This window comes from Chryseobacterium jejuense, from assembly GCF_900100075.1.
Lineage (GTDB): Bacteria > Bacteroidota > Bacteroidia > Flavobacteriales > Weeksellaceae > Chryseobacterium > Chryseobacterium jejuense.
On sequence record NZ_FNEG01000006.1, the window covers coordinates 212066 to 229851 of the forward strand.

The window sequence follows — 17786 nt, forward strand, 5'->3', positions numbered from 1 at the left end:
TTTGCACTCGCAAAAAGGGAACAGCGTTCTTTTGAATTCTTTGTTATTAAATGCTTCCATAGCTCAGTTGGCCAGAGCACGTGATTTGTAATCTCGGGGTCGTGGGTTCGAATCCCTCTGGAAGCTCAATTTAATATAAAATATCTGGGGAGATTCCAGAGTGGCTAAATGGGACTGACTGTAACTCAGTTGCTTCGGCTTCGTAGGTTCGAATCCTGCTCTCCCCACTATATTTTTTTTAAAAAAAAGTTTGCAAGATTAAAAAATAATTCTTAGTTTTGCACAGCGTTTACCAATAGTTTTGGAAACAAAATTGCGGAAGTAGCTCAGTTGGTAGAGCGTCAGCCTTCCAAGCTGAATGTCGCGGGTTCGACCCCCGTCTTCCGCTCAACAAAAATCAATAGTAAAGTTGATTTTTTTAACACTGAAAAGTGTAGAGTAGAGTTTCTCTATCACTTTAAGTCTAATAGTTAAATTGCTTCCATAGCTCAGTTGGCCAGAGCACGTGATTTGTAATCTCGGGGTCGTGGGTTCGAATCCCTCTGGAAGCTCAATTTAATATAAAATATCTGGGGAGATTCCAGAGTGGCTAAATGGGACTGACTGTAACTCAGTTGCTTCGGCTTCGTAGGTTCGAATCCTGCTCTCCCCACTATATTTTATATTAGAAAAAAGTTTGCAGAATTAAAAATTAATTCTTAGTTTTGCAAAGCGTTTACCAATAATTTTGGAAACAAAATTGCGGAAGTAGCTCAGTTGGTAGAGCGTCAGCCTTCCAAGCTGAATGTCGCGGGTTCGACCCCCGTCTTCCGCTCAAGAAAAATCACGCTATTCAGTGTGATTTTTTTAATTAATGCCGACTTAGCTCAGCGGTAGAGTGCTTCCTTGGTAAGGAAGAGGTCACGGGTTCAAGTCCCGTAGTTGGCTCTCGAATCTCCCGAATCTCTTCGGGAATTTTTTTTGTCCTAAAAGTTCGAAATATTACTCATAGATGGAAATACTAGCTTTCTAAAAAAAGAATGTATTAAATCAATATTACATCAAAAAAATCTTACAATAAATAATCCGATTTTAGAATTATAGAGAGCTGGCAAAGAAAAATAGTTATACAAGTGTTTAAAAAAATGGAGATGGTCCAGGTGAGGTAGAAAAATCAAATTCTGAATTTTTAGAGTTGAAAAATCCTACAGCATCCTATTCTCCTTAACTTTTGTCACCGATCGATAATCATCATAAAAATTTTCGCTACATTCGTGTAAAATAATTTTTGATGAATATTCTTTTATTAGAAGACGATCTTATTCTTTCTGCAGAGCTTTGCCGATTTTTAGAATCCAATAATTTCACCTGCGATAAAATCTATGATGGAGAAACTTTTCTTCGTCAGATTAAAAACAATTCTTACGATCTGTACCTGCTTGATATCAACGTCCCCAAAATAAACGGGCTGGATGTCTGTCAAACGATCCGTTCTTTTGATAAAAGTACTCCCATCATTATCATCTCTGCTTACGGGGATATTTCGGATAAAAAAGATGCTTTTACCCGTTTGGCTGATGATTACCTGGTAAAACCGTTCCAGTTTGAAGAGCTCCTTTTAAGAATTAACTCCCTGTTGAGAAGAAAAATGCCTTCAGATAATTCCGATCAGGATATTATCAGGATAGACGACCTTATCATTAACAAAACAGAACAGAAAGTATATCGTGGCGGAAATGAAATAACACTTACCTTAAAAGAGTTCCAATTATTGGTTTATTTGGCAGAAGCGCAGGGTAGAACTGTTTCCAAGCAACAGATCACTGAACATGTGTGGGAACATAACTTTAATACCAATACCAATACGGTAGAGGTGTACATCAATTTCTTAAGAAAAAAGATCGATAAAGATTTTAAAATAAAATTAATCCATACCCGTTCAGGTTTCGGATATTATTTAAGTCCATTATAAATGTCTTTAAAAAGAAAGATAGCTTTAACCATCAGTATCGCCTTTTCATTGCTTTTTGGAATGGTGATGTCTGTCATTTATTTATCTTTTAATGATTTCAGGAGGGATGAATTTAAAGAAAGATTCAGACAGAGGCTGGAATTTACCACTCATTTTATTTCAAAGTCTAAAGATTTTGAAGAAGAGGCCCCAATTTTTTTCAATGAAAACTCGGATAATATTCTTTTGAATGAAAAGATTTTAATCTTTAATGAACAGAAGGAACTTATCTATAGTACTATTAAAGACCGTAATGTTACATGGGATAGTGCTATGCTGAAGGAACTGGATAGAAAGAAGATTATTTACACTGAAAAAACAGTTCCGGAGATTTATGCTGCACTGAGAAACATTAATGGTGAGAATTATTATATCCTTACCAGCGCCTTTGATACGAATGGAAAATCGAAGCTGGGTTTCCTGAAATACCTTTTGATCGCTGCTTATGCTATGAGCACACTTCTTATAGGGTTTTTCAGTTATTATTTTGTTGAAAAGTTTCTTCGCCCCTTAGAAGATCTGAATAAAGAGATTTCAGAAGTAACAGCCCATAAACTAACTACTCAGATTCCGGTGCAGGAATCTAATGATGAAGTAAATGTTCTTGCAAAATCGTTCAACACAATGATTGTTCGATTGAATGATGTATTTCAGTCACAAAAAGATTTTACGGCAAGTGCTTCCCACGAAATCAGGACACCTATTACAAGAATGGCGTTTCAATTGGAAAATCTGATTAAATTTGAAGAACATTCTCCAAAGACTCTATCTTCATTACAGCAAATTCAGCGGGATGTTTACCAATTATCAGACTTAACAAATTCATTACTCTTACTTACGAAGTTTGATAAGGAAAATATTCAAAGCATTTATGAAGATGTAAGAATAGATGAAGTGATTTTTGATGCCTTTGAAGGAGTGGAAAAAAGTTACCCTGAGCTTAAACTGGATTTTCTCATTGCAGAAGAGACTTCTGAAAATGCTTTTCTTACCATTAGCGGCATCCAATCATTACTGGTGATTGTTTTTATTAATCTATTTAAAAATGCAGCAGTATATTCTGACAATACCGAAGTAAAAGTATTGATAACTGAAACCAGTACTCATCTTAGTATTGATGTAATTTCCCATGGTGACACGATTTCCGAGGAAGAGCAGACTAAATTATTTGAAGCGTTTACACGAGGAAATAATGCTCAAAATATTTCCGGTTCCGGCTTAGGACTTAGAATTGTTAAAAGAATTTTGGAATATCATGATGCCGAAATTATTTATTCTTCTCCTGGCGAGTACATGAATAAATTTACTGTAATTTTTAAAAAATAAATTTTCAGAACTATTTATTAGATCAAAAGCTGTTATAGTTTTTGTTAAACTTTGGATTAAATTTTCTAGAAAAAATCAATCATTGGAGAAAAATTTAAATTCTTGAACCTCTCTAATCTCATTCAAAATAGCCTGTTTAAGGCGATTTTAATATTTTTTTAAGCCTCATTTAAGTTTCTTTTAATCACATCCGAGCAATTTTGTAATTTAAAAAGAAAAATAATGAACAGAATTGCAGTGCTGTGCCTGGCCGTTTCCTCATTCATGGCGGCACAACAGCAAATGTCTCTTTCGGAGTGTGAAGAAGCATTTCAAAAGAACAACCTACAACTGCTTGCTGCGCAGTATAATATTAGTGAAGCAGAAGCAGATATCATTCAGGCAAAGATATGGGATCTGCCAAATCTCTCTGTTGAGTTGAATGCCTATGACCCTGAAAATGATAAAGTTCTTCATATAGGAAGTACAGGAGCAAAAGAATTTGGTATTGATCAACTTTTGGTATTAGGAGGCAAAAGAAAGAATGAAGTAGCTTTTGCAAAATCTAACAAAGAGATTGCAGAACTACAGTTCAAAGGACTTGTAATAGATTTAAGAGCACAACTGAGAAATACCTTTTACAGTATTATTTTTGATGAAAAGAAACAAGAGAATATAGACCTTCAGCTTAAATATATTACCAACCTGCTTAATGCCTATGAGAGCCAGAATAAAAAAGGAAATGTTTCACTGAAAGATGTGGTGAGGCTTCAATCCCTGGTCATAGGATTGCAAAGCGATAAGACTGAGATTTCGAATAATATTATTCAAGAAAAACAAACTCTGAAGCTTCTTACCGGAAGCCAAACGGAAATTGAACCTCTAATTTCTGGTGAAGAATTGGAACAGCTTTTTAATAGACAACCGTTGACAAGTCTACAGGAATTGCAACAAAAAGCACTCGAGAACAATACGAATTACCTTACTTTTATTAAGATAACAGAAAGTAGCCAGCTTAATCTAAAATGGCAAAAATCTCTCAATATACCGGATTTGACAGTAGGAGCCCGTTACACACAACGAGGTGCAGCTTTTGATAATCAAATTGCCGTTTCTTTCGGAATACCAATTCCGTTATGGAAAAAGAATAAAGGGAATGAGATGAAAGCAGAATATCAGATAGAGGAAAGTAAAAAAGATGAAGCAAGACAAAAAGAAGAACTAATATCCCAAGTCACTGCCTCTTATAAAGTATGGGATAATCAATACCAGCAGTATTATACTTTACAACCACATGATTTTAAGAATATGGATCTGGTGTTTAATGGGATTGTAACCAACTTCCAGAGAGGAAATGTTAGTCTTATCGAATTTACCGACTTCATGGAAAGTTACAAACAAAGTATTCTGCATATTTACGATATGAAAAAGCAGATTATGCTTTCTGCCGAACAACTTAATCAACTAGTACAAACGAAAATCTTCTATTAAAACAATGAAAAAATATATTATCCCCGTATTGATAAGCCTGTCATTAGTGACTTGTTCTAAAAAAGAGGAACAAAAAACAAATCAGGCAAAAAAAGGATTTGAGCTTAGTAATACCATGTTGAACTCGATCTCTTTAGCAAAGGTTGAACAAAAGAATATTGAGAATGAATATAGTTTTTATGGTAAGATTTCAGCAGATAAAAACAGCTATATAGACGTTTATCCTTTGGTAGGAGGAAATGTGATGAGTGTAAATGTAGAACTTGGTGATTATGTGAAAAAAGGTCAGGTTTTGGCTACCATCAGAAGTACGGAACTCGCAGAAGTGCAAAAGGATGTCAGTGACGCAAAAACAGATTTGGTTGTTGCAAAAAATAATTTACGTGTTTCAAAAGAGTTATACGAAGGGAAGTTAAATACCGAAAGAGATGTACTGGAAGCCAAAAGCCAGCTACAAAAAGCACAGGATCAATTACAGAGAGCTACTGCTATAAGTACCGTTTATAATGTGAAGACAGGAAATATTTATAGTGTTATTGCACCAATTAGTGGTTATATTGTTCAGAAAAGTATTAATAAAGACATGCAGTTGAGAAGCGATAGAAGTGAAAATATTTTTGATGTCGCCAATACTACTAATGTATGGGCAATTATGAACGTTAATGAATCTGATATTGATAAAATAAGCCTTGGAATGAAAGCTCAGGTTTCTACCCTTTCTTATCCGGATAAAGTTTTTGATGGAAGAATTGATAAAATATTCAAAATTATTGATCCGCAAACCAATGCCATGCAGGCAAGGGTAGATCTGGATAATGCCAATGGATTATTAATTCCGGATAGTAAAGCCACTATAAAAGTTTCCAGCCTGGAAAGCAATACAATGTTAGCTGTTCCTTCTAAAGCTGTAATTTTTGATGATAACAAAAGCTTTGTAGTGATTTTTAAATCCAGAACTGATGTGAAAGTAAGAGAAGTGAAAGTACAGAAACAGGTAGGTGATGTTACTTATATCGCAGATGGTCTTAAAGAAGGAGAAGAAGTAATTACCAACAATCAGCTTTTGATATACCGTTCTCTGAACAGTTGAAACTTGTAGTGATTTAAAATAAATTCTTTCAACGGCTTTTTTAGGTCATCAATGTATCTATCATGAATAAATTCATAAAAAATATAATCGCTTTTTCATTAAAGAATAAAGCATTTACCTTTATCTGGGTAGCTATTTTAGCGGTTGCCGGATTTATAAGTTTCAAAAATATGCCTATTGAAGCTTTTCCGGATGTTACCAATACCCAGATTGTAATCATTACCCAATGGAATGGGCGTAGTGCAGAAGAAGTAGAACGTTTTGTTACTACACCCATAGAATTGGCAATGAGCCCGGTTCAGAAGAAAACCAGTGTGAGAAGTACCACGATGTTTGGACTTTCTATTGTTAAAATTCTGTTTGATGATGGGGTGGATGATACTTTTGCCAGAAATCAGGTCAATAACCAATTAAGAACCATTAGCCTTCCTGACGAGGTAGACCCTGAAGTGCAACCACCCTACGGGCCAACCGGAGAAATTTTCAGATATACGCTGGAAAGTAAAACAAAAGATTCACGTAAATTACTTACCCTGCAAAACTGGGTGATAGACCGTGCTTTAAGAGGCGTGCCTGGAGTAGCAGATATCAACGTTTTCGGTGGACAGGACAAAGTATTTGAATTGAGTATTGACCCCAGAGCATTGGATAAATATAACCTGACACCGCTTCAGGTATATGATGCCGTTACCAAGAGTAACCTGAACGTTGGAGGAGACGTTATTGAAAAGAACGGGCAAGCTTATGTTGTACGAGGAATAGGTTTAGTAAAATCTATTACAGATATAGGAAATATTACTATTCAGAATGACAGTGGAAACCCGGTTCTGGTAAAAAATGTAGCAGAGGTTCATGAAAGTTCCATGCCTAGAGTAGGGCAGGCAGCACTCAACCATCACGATGATACGGTAGAAGGGATTGTAGTGATGAGAAAAGGGGAGAATCCAAGAGAAGTTCTGGTAGGAGTAAAAGAAAAAATTAAAGAACTGAACGAAAAGATTCTTCCGAACGACGTGAAAATGGTGACTTTCTATGACAGGGATAACCTGATGGATTTCACTACACACACGGTAATGCATAACTTAATTGAAGGAATTGTATTGGTAACCGTGATCGTTTTGATCTTTATGGCGGATTGGAGAACTACATTAATTGTTTCCATCATCATTCCTTTATCCTTATTATTTGCATTTTTATGTTTAAAACTGGCAGGGATGAGTGCCAATCTACTTTCTCTGGGAGCAGTAGATTTCGGGATTATTATTGATGGAGCCGTCGTCATGGTGGAAGGCCTCTTTGTAATGCTCGACCACAAAGCACATCGATATGGAAAGGAAAAATTTAATAAACTGGCAAAAGGAGGCTGGATTAAGCAGACCGGAACCGGATTAGGAAAAGCTATTTTCTTCTCCAAACTTATTATTATTACCTCGTTGATCCCGATCTTCTCATTCCAAAAAGTGGAAGGGAAAATGTTTTCGCCTTTAGCCTTTACATTAGGATTTGCACTAATAGGAGCGTTGATATTTACATTAACGCTGGTTCCAGTACTTTCTCATATCCTTTTAAATAAAAATGTAAGAGAAAAAAATAATCCGTTTGTTAATTTCTGGGATAGAATTGTATTAAAAGGTTTCAACGTAACCTTTAAACATAAAAAGATGAGTATGATCGTGGCGATCTCTTTCCTTGCAGTGACATTATTTTCCGGTAAATTCCTTGGAACGGAATTCTTACCACAGCTTAATGAAGGTTCCCTTTGGATTACTGCCGAAATGCCGATGAGCTCATCACTAAAAGAATCCCTGAAAACAGCAGACCTCTTGAAAAAGGATATTATGAGTTTCTCTGAAGTAACAGATGTTCTGGCACAAACAGGAAGAAGTAATGACGGAACAGACCCGAATGGATTCGGATTTGTGCAGTTTGCTGTAAACCTTAAGCCGAGGGAAGAATGGAAGCGAAAGATCACTTATGATGAACTGATTAATGAAATAGATCAAAAGCTGAGAAGTTATCAGGGAATTACTTTTAACTATTCTCAACCGATCTCAGATAACGTAGCGGAAGCCGTAGCGGGTTTTAAAGCAGAAAACGGAATTAAGATCTATGGAGATAATTTAGAAACCTTGGATAAATTAGCCCACGAGGTTTTATCAAAAGTTAAAGATGTTGAAGGTGTAAAAGATCCAGGGATCATTAAAAATATCGGTCAACCGGAAGTGAGCGTGGTATTAGATAGAGATAAAATGGCCGCTTACGGAGTGATGCCGGCAGATGCACAAGCGGTATTGGAAATGGCTTTTGGAGGTAAAACCGCTTCTGAAATGTTTGATGGAGAAAGAAAATTCCCAATTCGTCTCCGTTATTCTCAGCAATACAGAAGCAATGAAAATGATATTGCAGCTTTAATGGTGCCTACCCAGGATGGAGCAAAAATACCCTTAAAAGAGATCAGTACTATTGTTAAAGATAATGGAGCAGCTTTTATTTACAGAGATAATATTAAAAGATATATCGGCGTAAAATTCTCAATCCGTGATCGTGATTTGGGAAGTACCATTGCTGATGCTCAGAAGAAAGTAGCAACTATTGATTTTCCGGATGGATATTCTGTAGGCTGGACAGGACAGTTTGAAAACCAGCAGCGTGCTTCACACAGATTGGCTCAGGTTGTTCCGGTAAGTATTCTGATGATCTTTTTCCTTCTGTTTATTCTGTTTGGAAATATGAAAGACTCTCTTCTGGTACTAGCGAATGTTCCATTTGCTTTGATCGGAGGTATTATTGCCTTGCATGTTACCGGAATGAATTTCGGAATCTCTGCAGGGGTAGGAATGATTGCTCTTCTTGGAATATGTATACAGAACGGAGTAATTTTGATTACAGAGTTCCATCAGAATGTTAAAAACGGACTGGATATAGATAATGCCATATTAAGTGGGGTGAAAGCAAGAACAAGACCGGTAATTATGACTGCGCTTATGGCTTCTATAGGATTAATGCCGGCAGCCCTATCCACTGGGATCGGATCTGAATCTCAAAAGCCTTTAGCTATTGTAATTATTGGTGGTCTTATAACCGCCACAGTGCTTACTCTTCTTATTTTTCCAATCATTTTCTGGATTTTTAACAGGACTAAAAGGCTAAGTCAAGTCTAATTATCTTTCATTTTATATATTAATTGAGCCTGAAATATTCTGTATTTCAGGCTTTTCTGTAAAAGGAGCTGTAAAAGGTTTCAGAAAGATTTTTTCAATCCGGAAAAATGTGTAAATTTGCAGTCTCAATGCATCGAAATATAAGGTTTGTCCTTCATTGGATGAGAATATTGAAAGTTTTTTGAATAAAAAGTTTTTGGTATTTAAAAATTCATTATATTTGCACACCGAAAATTTGAAAAACAATAAATAAATAATTTTAAATCATGGCAAAGGAAACGTTTAATCGTAACAAACCACACTTGAACATTGGTACTATTGGTCACGTTGACCATGGTAAAACTACTCTTACAGCTGCTATTTCTGCTGTATTAGCTAGCAAAGGTCTTGCTGAGAAAAAAGACTTCTCTGCAATTGACTCTGCTCCAGAAGAAAAAGAAAGAGGTATTACTATCAATACTGCTCACATCGAATACGAAACTGAAAAAAGACACTATGCTCACGTTGACTGTCCAGGTCACGCCGACTATGTTAAGAACATGGTAACTGGTGCTGCTCAGATGGATGGAGCTATCGTAGTATGTGCTGCAACTGATGGTCCAATGCCTCAGACTAGAGAACATATCCTACTTTGCCGTCAGGTAAATGTACCTAGAATCGTTGTTTTCATGAACAAAGTTGACATGGTGGATGATCCAGAATTGTTAGAACTTGTTGAAATGGAACTTAGAGACTTATTGTCTACTTACGAGTTTGATGGAGATAACTCTCCAGTAATCCAAGGTTCTGCTTTAGGAGCTCTTACAGCAGCTACTGCATCTCCTGCTAACACAGAAGATAAGTGGTTCAAAAGCGTAGAAGAATTAATGGATGCTGTTGATACTTGGATCGAGCAACCACCAAGAGATACTGAAAAGCCATTCTTGATGCCAATCGAAGACGTATTCTCTATTACAGGTAGAGGTACTGTAGCAACTGGTAGAATCGAGGCTGGTGTTATCAACACTGGAGATCCAGTTGATATCGTAGGTATGGGTGATGAAAAATTAACTTCTACTATTACAGGAGTTGAGATGTTCAGAAAGATCCTAGATAGAGGTGAAGCTGGAGATAACGTAGGTCTATTGTTGAGAGGTATTGAAAAAACTGACATCAAGAGAGGTATGGTTATCGCTAAGAAAGATTCAGTTAAGCCACACAAAAAATTCAAAGCTTCTGTTTATATCCTTTCTAAAGAAGAAGGTGGACGTCACACTCCATTCCACAACAAGTACCGTCCTCAGTTCTATGTAAGAACTACTGACGTTACAGGTGAGATCTTCTTACCAGAAGGTGTAGAAATGGTAATGCCTGGTGATAACTTAGAGATCACTGTAGAATTGTTACAACCAATCGCTCTTAACGTAGGTCTTAGATTTGCGATCAGAGAAGGAGGTAGAACAGTTGGTTCAGGTCAGGTTACTGAAATTGTAGACTAATCATCTTAAAATAAATAAAGCTTCCGAAAGGAAACTCTCGGAAGCTTTTATAACTACGGGCATCGTCCAATGGTAGGATACCGGTCTCCAAAACCGTTGATCAGGGTTCGAATCCTTGTGCCCGTGCAAATATAAATTATGAGTTCATTTGTCGATTTTTTAAAAGGTTCTTATAACGAATTCAGACATAAAGTTGAATGGCCAAAATGGGCTGACCTTCAGTCTTCTACAATTGTAGTGACTATTGCGACAGTGATTCTGGCATTATTTACATTTGGAGTTGATGAATTGTTTTCTAAATCAATCAGCAACATCATTGGAATGCTAATCAACTTGTTCAATTAATTATAAAAGTATTTTCCCAAAATGAGCGAATTGAAATGGTATGTGCTGAAAGCTATCAGCGGACAGGAAAATAAAGTGAAAAACTATATTGAGACAGAAATCAAACGTCTAGGGTTTGAGCAGTACGTTACTCAAGTGGTTATTCCTATGGAAAAGGTAATTCAAATTAGAAACGGTAAAAAAGTTCCTAAAGAAAGACCTTACTATCCTGGATACTTAATGATTGAAGCTGAGCTAATGGGGGAGATTCCTCACGTTATCAAAAACATCCCTGGAGTTATTTCTTTCTTAAGTTTAACAAAAGGTGGAGATCCTGTTCCAATGAGAAAATCAGAAGTGAACAGAATGCTTGGAAGAATGGATGAACTTTCAGAATTTGCAAGCGATGTTGAGATTCCATATGTAGTAGGAGAAAACGTAAAAGTGATCGATGGTCCTTTCAACGGATTCAATGGTACAATTGAGAAGATTCTTGAAGATAAAAAGAAAATTGAAGTTTCTGTATTAATCTTCGGTAGAAAAACTCCAATGGAACTAAGCTACATGCAAGTAGAAAAAGTATAATATTTACTGATATAAATTATAAAAAGGACCGCTTTAAGCGGTCCTTTTTTTGTTGTATAAAGGTTTCTAATGAGTCAAGAATTGAATGGGTAAATAATAACTATCCTCAGAAGAAGGCTTTTAATAATGATAGGATATCCTTCTTAATATTCCATAGAGACATTCGAATTGGCTGTAAGAACTCAATAGGAATGTATTCTTAGCCTTTGGATTTTCTTCAACACTCTTTTATTTCGAAATAATTCATTATTGATAAAAAATAACTATTTTTCATCTTCTATATTTTATTTTCTATAATTTTTAGTAGATTATTTTATTAAAAGTATAAGTTTGCTGACTAGCTTCTATACTGCACTTTGCACGGGTTTATTACTCCCTTTTATTGGAAAATGGTTCCTTTTTCCTGTATTCATTTAATTTTCTAATGATCATTTCATCTTTGATGGCATGTTTATTGTAAACTAACCATCATTAACCCATAAAACTTTTTGTTTTTTCATTTTGGTACACTGCTTAGCAGATGTATAAAGCTATTTTGTGTTTTATTCTTGAATCATAAATGAGATAAAGGAAAGTTGGGTTGAGAAGTTTTTAAAATAAACACATCCCCATAATGACAAAAATTATTTCGATGACCCTTTTAGTAGGGTCAGTAGGATTCATGAGTGCTCAGGTTGGCATTAATACTGCGAAGCCTGAAAAAGAACTTACAGTGAATGGTACTATGAAGACATCTGGAATGGTTTTCAAAAAACCAATGGAAAAGCTTGGTGCTGATGAAAATTATACATTTATCATTAAGTCTCCGGCACCGGAAAATAAGATTACCGCTTATAATGATACTTTTGTACCTAACTCTCCGGCACCAATTAATATTATTCAGTTTAAAGTTACTTGCGATCCTTCAGACAAGGATTGGGTAAATCAATTTGATACGAAGATCAATTCCAATAAGTTTCTTGTGGTGATTTCCTCTTTTGGATTTACTCAGCCTACAAGAACGTATTCTGCAGATTGGTTGACACCGGTTCCTCAAATATTTGCTTATTCTTCCGGAGGAACCTGGAAACTTAAAGCAGATTATCAAGGCTTTTCTCCAGATTCATCTTTCCCTACAGGAATATGGACACTTAATCTATTAGTGTTTGACAGATCTTATGCAAAAGACTTTAACTCTACTCAGGATCTTAAAGCCTCAACAACCGGTGCGGCGGCGGCTCCTTTAATTCAATAAAATATTGTATGAAACAAAATATTATAGTATTCTTGATGGCTTTTGCTTCTTTAAGCATGAAAGCTCAGGTTGGAATTAATACTACTACTCCTAAAGGTGCTTTGGATCTAGTAGGAGAAACATTAGTAGAATCCTATCTGATAGATACAGAAAATACAAAAGCAAGTGGAAATTATCTTCTTCTTACTCGTTCGAAAGATACTTCGCCTGTGGGTAAAGTAAAGCTGTTGGATATTTCACTTCGTAACGTAGCACCCGTAAATATGTATAATGTTATATTGAAAAATGTTAAACAGGACGAGGTGGTTAACCTAAATACAGGTTTAGATGCAAGTAAATATGTAGTGGCTATTACAGGGGCTGTTTTTACAGTAGCAACATCGGCAACAATATCCACAACCACCCCCAAATCTTTTGGTTCTTACTCTACAGAAGTAACTCAGGTCACAAGCGGAGGCAAAAATTACCATGCGATCAATCTGGGTTTTAAAGGCGCGGGTACCGTTTCATCACAAAATGGAACATGGACTCTTACATTGAACGTTTTTGAAAAATCCTTAGTTAAAGATTGGGGAACTTTCAATGGTTCGGTTTCAGCATCTGCTTCACCTGTATATTCAGGAGTATCAACCAATACGCCTTTAGGGCTTCAATAAAACATATGAAAAAGAAAATTTATATTACAGTAATCATGTGTCTGGGGTTATTTCTAAATGCCCAGAAAGGGAAAGTAGGAATTAATACTGCTAATCCTACCGAGACACTTGACGTTAATGGAAAGACATATACAAATTCTTTATATCTTAGAAATCCAGGAGAGCCTACTATGACAGGAGGGAGTTTTCTTGCTACTTCCCAAAATGGTTTAGACTTATATGATCCAACTTTGGAAAGCAGTGGGTTATTCAATTATCTGAAGCTTTCACTTACCGGAGTATCTGGAGCTGGAATTACAGATTATGATACAAAGATAAATGCAGACAACTTTCTTGTCGTACTTCATAACTATTCGTTTAAGCTGAATGATGGGACTACCAATGTTATGCTTGATTATGGAGATAATGGCACGAACGATAACAGACAGGGGTCTCCTGATGTTGTTATGTTCAAAAGCAATGGTACTTGGCATATTAGGGCAAGGTTTACAGATAGTAGAATTATTGCTACGACTTCGTCCAATCCAGCAAGAACCTATAACAATTTCACAGTGGATCTTTACCTGATGGCTTATAAAAGATTGATCACAAAACAAAATATCAGTGATGTAAATGCTGATTTGGGAGGGACTGATGGTTCTACTCAAACGATTAACAAACCAGCAGGTTTTTAATATAAGAAAGTCATCATTAATGATAAGAAAGAAACCAGGCTATTGAAGAATAGTCTGGTTTCTTTTTTTAATAATCTTCATGCTGTATTTGAAATTTTTTATCAGTTTATTAGGTGTAGGTGAATATTGTCTGTTGTTTTTTCAAATGATTTTATACTTTTATATGGAATTATATTAAAATGGGGAAACGACTATTCTTTACATCGCTGTTTTTGCTTTCATTTATGCTGTACTTTGGACAGGCTAAGAAAGAGTATGAGCAATATATGGATATAGCCAATGAGCTAAAGTTTAAGGATTGGAAAAAAGCAGAGTTTAATATACAGCAGGCAAGAAAAAATGTTGCAGATAATGATTTGGCAAATTTTTATCTGGAAGCAGCAAAAATCTACAGTGATGCTAACTATTTTGATCTTGCATTGGATTACTCCAGCAAAGCTTATCACATATTTGGAGATAAAGATGAAGAAAAAAGGGCTAAGATAGACGGAATTTTTGCCTATACGTATTCACAACTGAATGATACTAGAAAAGCAGTTACCTATTACAAGAAACTGTTGAGCTTTTATCAGAAAAAAAAGCAGCAAACAGAAACCATCAAAGCACTTAATAATTTAGGAAATGCTTATCTGGTCTTATCAAAGCTGGATTCATCAAGATATTATTTTGAAGAAGGATTAAAAGCTTTCGAAACATATGATAATCCTGTTTTAAAAGCATTCGTCTTTTCAAACTTTGGAAAGCTTAATTTTTTGGAAGGAAATCACATCAAAGCTGAGGACTATCTGTTGGAAGCTCATACTATTTTGAAGAAAAATAATATTGAAGATCATAAATCAAATTATCAGGTCAATTATAATCTTGCTAACTTCTATATTGAAACACAAAACCCGGAAAAAGCATTACTGTATGCTCAAAATGTGGGAAAATATATAACCTCTAATGGAGTAAATTTTGATAACACCAATTATTTAAGAACCCTTTATAGAGCTTATCAACTGAATAAAGATTATAAACATTCTGTAGAAACATTCAAAAAATATGATTCTATCCGTGAGCTGCTGAATATAGAAGAAAAGGCTGTGAATGTAGAACGGCTGAAAGTACAGCATGACTATGAACTACAGAAAAGACTGGATACAATAGAACAGGACAAAAAGAATATACTATATGTGGTGATGGCTGTTATTCTTCTGTTGATAGTGATCATCAGTATTTTATTACTGATTAATTTCAGAAACAAAGCCGAAAAACTCCGTCTTGAGAAAAAGCTAATAGAAAACAGGGAAAAGCAATTGGAAATAGACAACCAGATGAAAGAAAAAATGCTGGTTTATAAATCCATGGAGCAATCTAAGATAGAGGAGATCTTTAAATCATTGCTGGAACAGGTAAATGTTCTGAAGTCTAAGCTTAAAGACAGTGAGATTAATGAAGTTTCAAGAATTATCAACGAAATCAAACTGAACACTAAAAACGATTCTTGGGGAGATTTTGAATATCATTTTCTGAATATTCATGAGTCATTTTACGAAAACCTTGATCGCAAACATCCCGGATTAACCAATTATGATAAACGGCTGGCAGCAATGCTGAAACTGAAATTATCCACAAAAGAAATTTCAAACCTCCTGAATGTAACCCCAAAAACGATCGAAAATTCGAGAACACGTTTAAGAAAAAAAATGAATCTTACCAATACAAAAGAAGATCTTGCCCAATATTTGAATGAATTGTAATTGATTGAATTGTATTTGTTTATGTTTTGGTGTGTGGAGATGATGTGGTGTTTTTTGTTTGTTATGTGGTAATTGTGTGGGGTGTTTTTAATAGGATTGAAGGACTTTGTATTCCTTTGTTCCCTATTTAAAACAATACCACAATGAAAAAATTACTTACTCTTTTTATAGGTCTTTCCATAGGTTTTATAGGAAAAGCACAATGGAATCCTGCGTTGAATCAAAATCTTCTGGTAACAAGTGGAGGAGGCGGCTCTTTTGCTGAAACAATGAGTGATGGGAAAACATATATTGGATTCTGGAAAAGTGTGCCGGCACCGGTTAATTTTGAACTTTGGGTTCAGATTCTGGATCAAGCTGGAAACAAACAATTAGGTCCTAATGGAATTAAAGTTTCAGATCAGATTCCTATGGGAACTTATACCGTTATGGAAAAAACAGCCGTAGATGCATCAGATAATCTTTATATTGGGGTAACAGGAACAGGTGCCGGAACTCCAGGATATGTTTTTAAAATTACACCTCAGGGAACATCGGTATGGCCAAATGGGATTAGCTTGGGTGAAGCGTATTTACCCACGATTCTTCCATTATCAGATGGGAATATTGTTGTAGGCTATTTTCCTCCAAGTCAGAAATATACTAAAGTTCAGATGTTTGATCCTACCGGGCAATCAGTATGGACAGCGCCCACTCAGATTGTTTCAAATGATCTTACTAAAAATACTATTCCTGCTGACCTCTTTAAATTGAATGGAGATGAATGCGAAATTATTTTCCATAAACAGCTCTCCTTTGGAACTACTAGCTATTTGTTTGCTCAGAAGCTAAACCTGAAAAATGGGGGATTACTTTGGGATGCTGCCCAACAGATTACTACTAAATCTACTGCTTATAATGCAAAATATACTGGAGCAGCGGATGGAAACATAGTGTATTACGGATATAGTACCGGTGAAAATATGAGATTTGATGGTTACCTTCAAAGAGTGAATACAGATGGTTCTCTTCCATGGGGTGTCTATGGAGTAGATTTTGATACCAATCAGACCTATTTTGAAAAAGATATGAAGATCGCTTTTACTCCTGGATCTTCTTATATATGGTCTATTGCCAATTACAGTTCTTCATCTCAGGGAGAAAATGGTGAGTTTGTACAGAAATTCGACAAAAATAGCGGAGCCAGATTATTTACAGATCATGCTAAACAGGTATTTCCCGTAGATAATATATCGATGTTCCATTATAGCAATTTGCAGCTGGTAAATGATAAACCTTATTTTGTGGTGCAGAAAAAAGAAGGTACTGCACTTAATGTATCTCTGAATGCTGTACAATTAAAAGATAACGGAGATTTTGAGTGGCCTCAGCAATATCTTCCAATGGCAACCTTTCCAGCCTCTAAAGCTTATACAACTGTGTTGAGACCAATTAGTGGACAAGGAGTAATCGTGTTCCAAGAAACTAAAAATGTTGAAGGAGCTCCAACGGGGATTTATGCACAGAATCTGTTGTTACCTAATAGTACAATGGGAACAAATGATATTTCAGGAAAAAAATCAAATATTAAATTTTATCCGAATCCGGCAGTAGACCTTATTCATATAGATGGATTAAAAGATCAGGATTTCAAAATTTATAATACAGCAGGACAATTAGTGAAATCCGGATTGATGACGCAGGGAATAATTGATGTTAAAGATCTGATAAAAGGAGCCTATATTTTAAAGGTAAAAGAAAAAGAAGAAAGTATGAAATTTCTCAAAAAGTAATTTTCCATAATAGTAATAGTTCAATTAGGAAGAAAGGGGAGCAGTCAGATGTTCTCCTTTTCTTTTATGAGAGAGTAAAATATATTCATCAATACGAAAATCTGGAATATGAACTTCTGAATATCAATTATTTTTTAAAACTTTTTAAAAATCAGCAATATCCGTTTGTAGTTTCAAAAATATTTTATACTTTTGCAGTCCAAAAAGTAGGTTTGTCATAAGTGAGTGCGATAACCTACTGAATAATAAATGCTTCCAAACTCATTAATTATTCAAATTTAAAAAAC

At 35.4% G+C, this 17786-nt stretch carries 13 protein-coding genes and 8 tRNA genes; all 21 read left to right on the forward strand.

Annotation, left to right across the window (positions count from 1 at the left end; translation table 11 throughout):
• Nucleotides 1–52 precede the first annotated feature (52 nt).
• Nucleotides 53–126 (forward strand) — tRNA-Thr (locus tag BLS98_RS18220).
• 20 nt (nt 127–146) lie between these two features.
• Nucleotides 147–227: transfer RNA gene (locus BLS98_RS18225), tRNA-Tyr, on the forward strand.
• Nucleotides 228–315: 88 nt separating this feature from the next.
• A tRNA-Gly gene (locus tag BLS98_RS18230) sits at nt 316–388 on the forward strand.
• Between the two features lie 89 nt (nt 389–477).
• Nucleotides 478–551, forward strand: a tRNA-Thr gene (locus tag BLS98_RS18235).
• Between the two features lie 20 nt (nt 552–571).
• A tRNA-Tyr gene (locus tag BLS98_RS18240) sits at nt 572–652 on the forward strand.
• Between the two features lie 89 nt (nt 653–741).
• Nucleotides 742–814 (forward strand) — tRNA-Gly (locus BLS98_RS18245).
• Nucleotides 815–855: 41 nt separating this feature from the next.
• Nucleotides 856–927: transfer RNA gene (locus tag BLS98_RS18250), tRNA-Thr, on the forward strand.
• A gap of 343 nt (nt 928–1270) precedes the next feature.
• Complete coding sequence (locus tag BLS98_RS18255) at nt 1271–1951, forward strand: response regulator transcription factor (RefSeq protein ID WP_089738138.1); 681 nt, start codon at nt 1271–1273, stop codon at nt 1949–1951.
• Nucleotides 1952–3316, forward strand: a complete 1365-nt coding sequence (locus tag BLS98_RS18260) for an ATP-binding protein (RefSeq protein WP_089738140.1) — start codon at nt 1952–1954, stop codon at nt 3314–3316. It begins immediately after the preceding gene.
• 222 nt (nt 3317–3538) lie between these two features.
• Nucleotides 3539–4786: a TolC family protein gene (locus BLS98_RS18265; protein WP_181575118.1), complete on the forward strand. Its 1248-nt coding sequence runs from the start codon at nt 3539–3541 to the stop codon at nt 4784–4786.
• 4 nt (nt 4787–4790) lie between these two features.
• A complete protein-coding gene (locus BLS98_RS18270; RefSeq protein WP_089738141.1) occupies nt 4791–5876 on the forward strand; it encodes an efflux RND transporter periplasmic adaptor subunit in 1086 nt (361 codons plus the stop codon).
• Nucleotides 5877–5938: 62 nt separating this feature from the next.
• On the forward strand, nt 5939–9037 hold the full coding sequence (locus BLS98_RS18275; RefSeq protein ID WP_089738143.1) for an efflux RND transporter permease subunit: 3099 nt from the start codon (nt 5939–5941) through the stop codon (nt 9035–9037).
• 266 nt (nt 9038–9303) lie between these two features.
• Nucleotides 9304–10515 (forward strand): elongation factor Tu, encoded by a 1212-nt coding sequence (gene tuf, locus BLS98_RS18285; RefSeq protein WP_089738146.1) that lies wholly within the window; start codon nt 9304–9306, stop codon nt 10513–10515.
• A 55-nt stretch (nt 10516–10570) separates the two neighbouring features.
• A tRNA-Trp gene (locus BLS98_RS18290) sits at nt 10571–10641 on the forward strand.
• A 12-nt stretch (nt 10642–10653) separates the two neighbouring features.
• Entirely contained in the window at nt 10654–10860 is a 207-nt protein-coding gene (secE, locus tag BLS98_RS18295) for a preprotein translocase subunit SecE (protein WP_045501119.1), read from the forward strand.
• Nucleotides 10861–10881: 21 nt separating this feature from the next.
• A complete protein-coding gene (gene nusG, locus BLS98_RS18300) occupies nt 10882–11424 on the forward strand; it encodes a transcription termination/antitermination protein NusG (RefSeq protein ID WP_045501118.1) in 543 nt (180 codons plus the stop codon).
• A 613-nt stretch (nt 11425–12037) separates the two neighbouring features.
• Nucleotides 12038–12658 (forward strand): hypothetical protein, encoded by a 621-nt coding sequence (locus tag BLS98_RS18305; protein ID WP_089738147.1) that lies wholly within the window; start codon nt 12038–12040, stop codon nt 12656–12658.
• Nucleotides 12659–12666: 8 nt separating this feature from the next.
• Nucleotides 12667–13314, forward strand: coding sequence for a hypothetical protein (locus tag BLS98_RS18310; RefSeq protein ID WP_089738149.1), 648 nt, complete (start codon nt 12667–12669; stop codon nt 13312–13314).
• 5 nt (nt 13315–13319) lie between these two features.
• Entirely contained in the window at nt 13320–13988 is a 669-nt protein-coding gene (locus BLS98_RS18315) for a hypothetical protein (protein WP_089738151.1), read from the forward strand.
• 179 nt (nt 13989–14167) lie between these two features.
• The gene (locus BLS98_RS18320; RefSeq protein WP_111994844.1) at nt 14168–15727 is read left to right on the forward strand and encodes a tetratricopeptide repeat protein; all 1560 of its coding nucleotides are present in this window, start codon (nt 14168–14170) and stop codon (nt 15725–15727) included.
• A gap of 143 nt (nt 15728–15870) precedes the next feature.
• Complete coding sequence (locus BLS98_RS18325; protein ID WP_089738156.1) at nt 15871–17499, forward strand: T9SS type A sorting domain-containing protein; 1629 nt, start codon at nt 15871–15873, stop codon at nt 17497–17499.
• Nucleotides 17500–17786 lie beyond the last annotated feature (287 nt).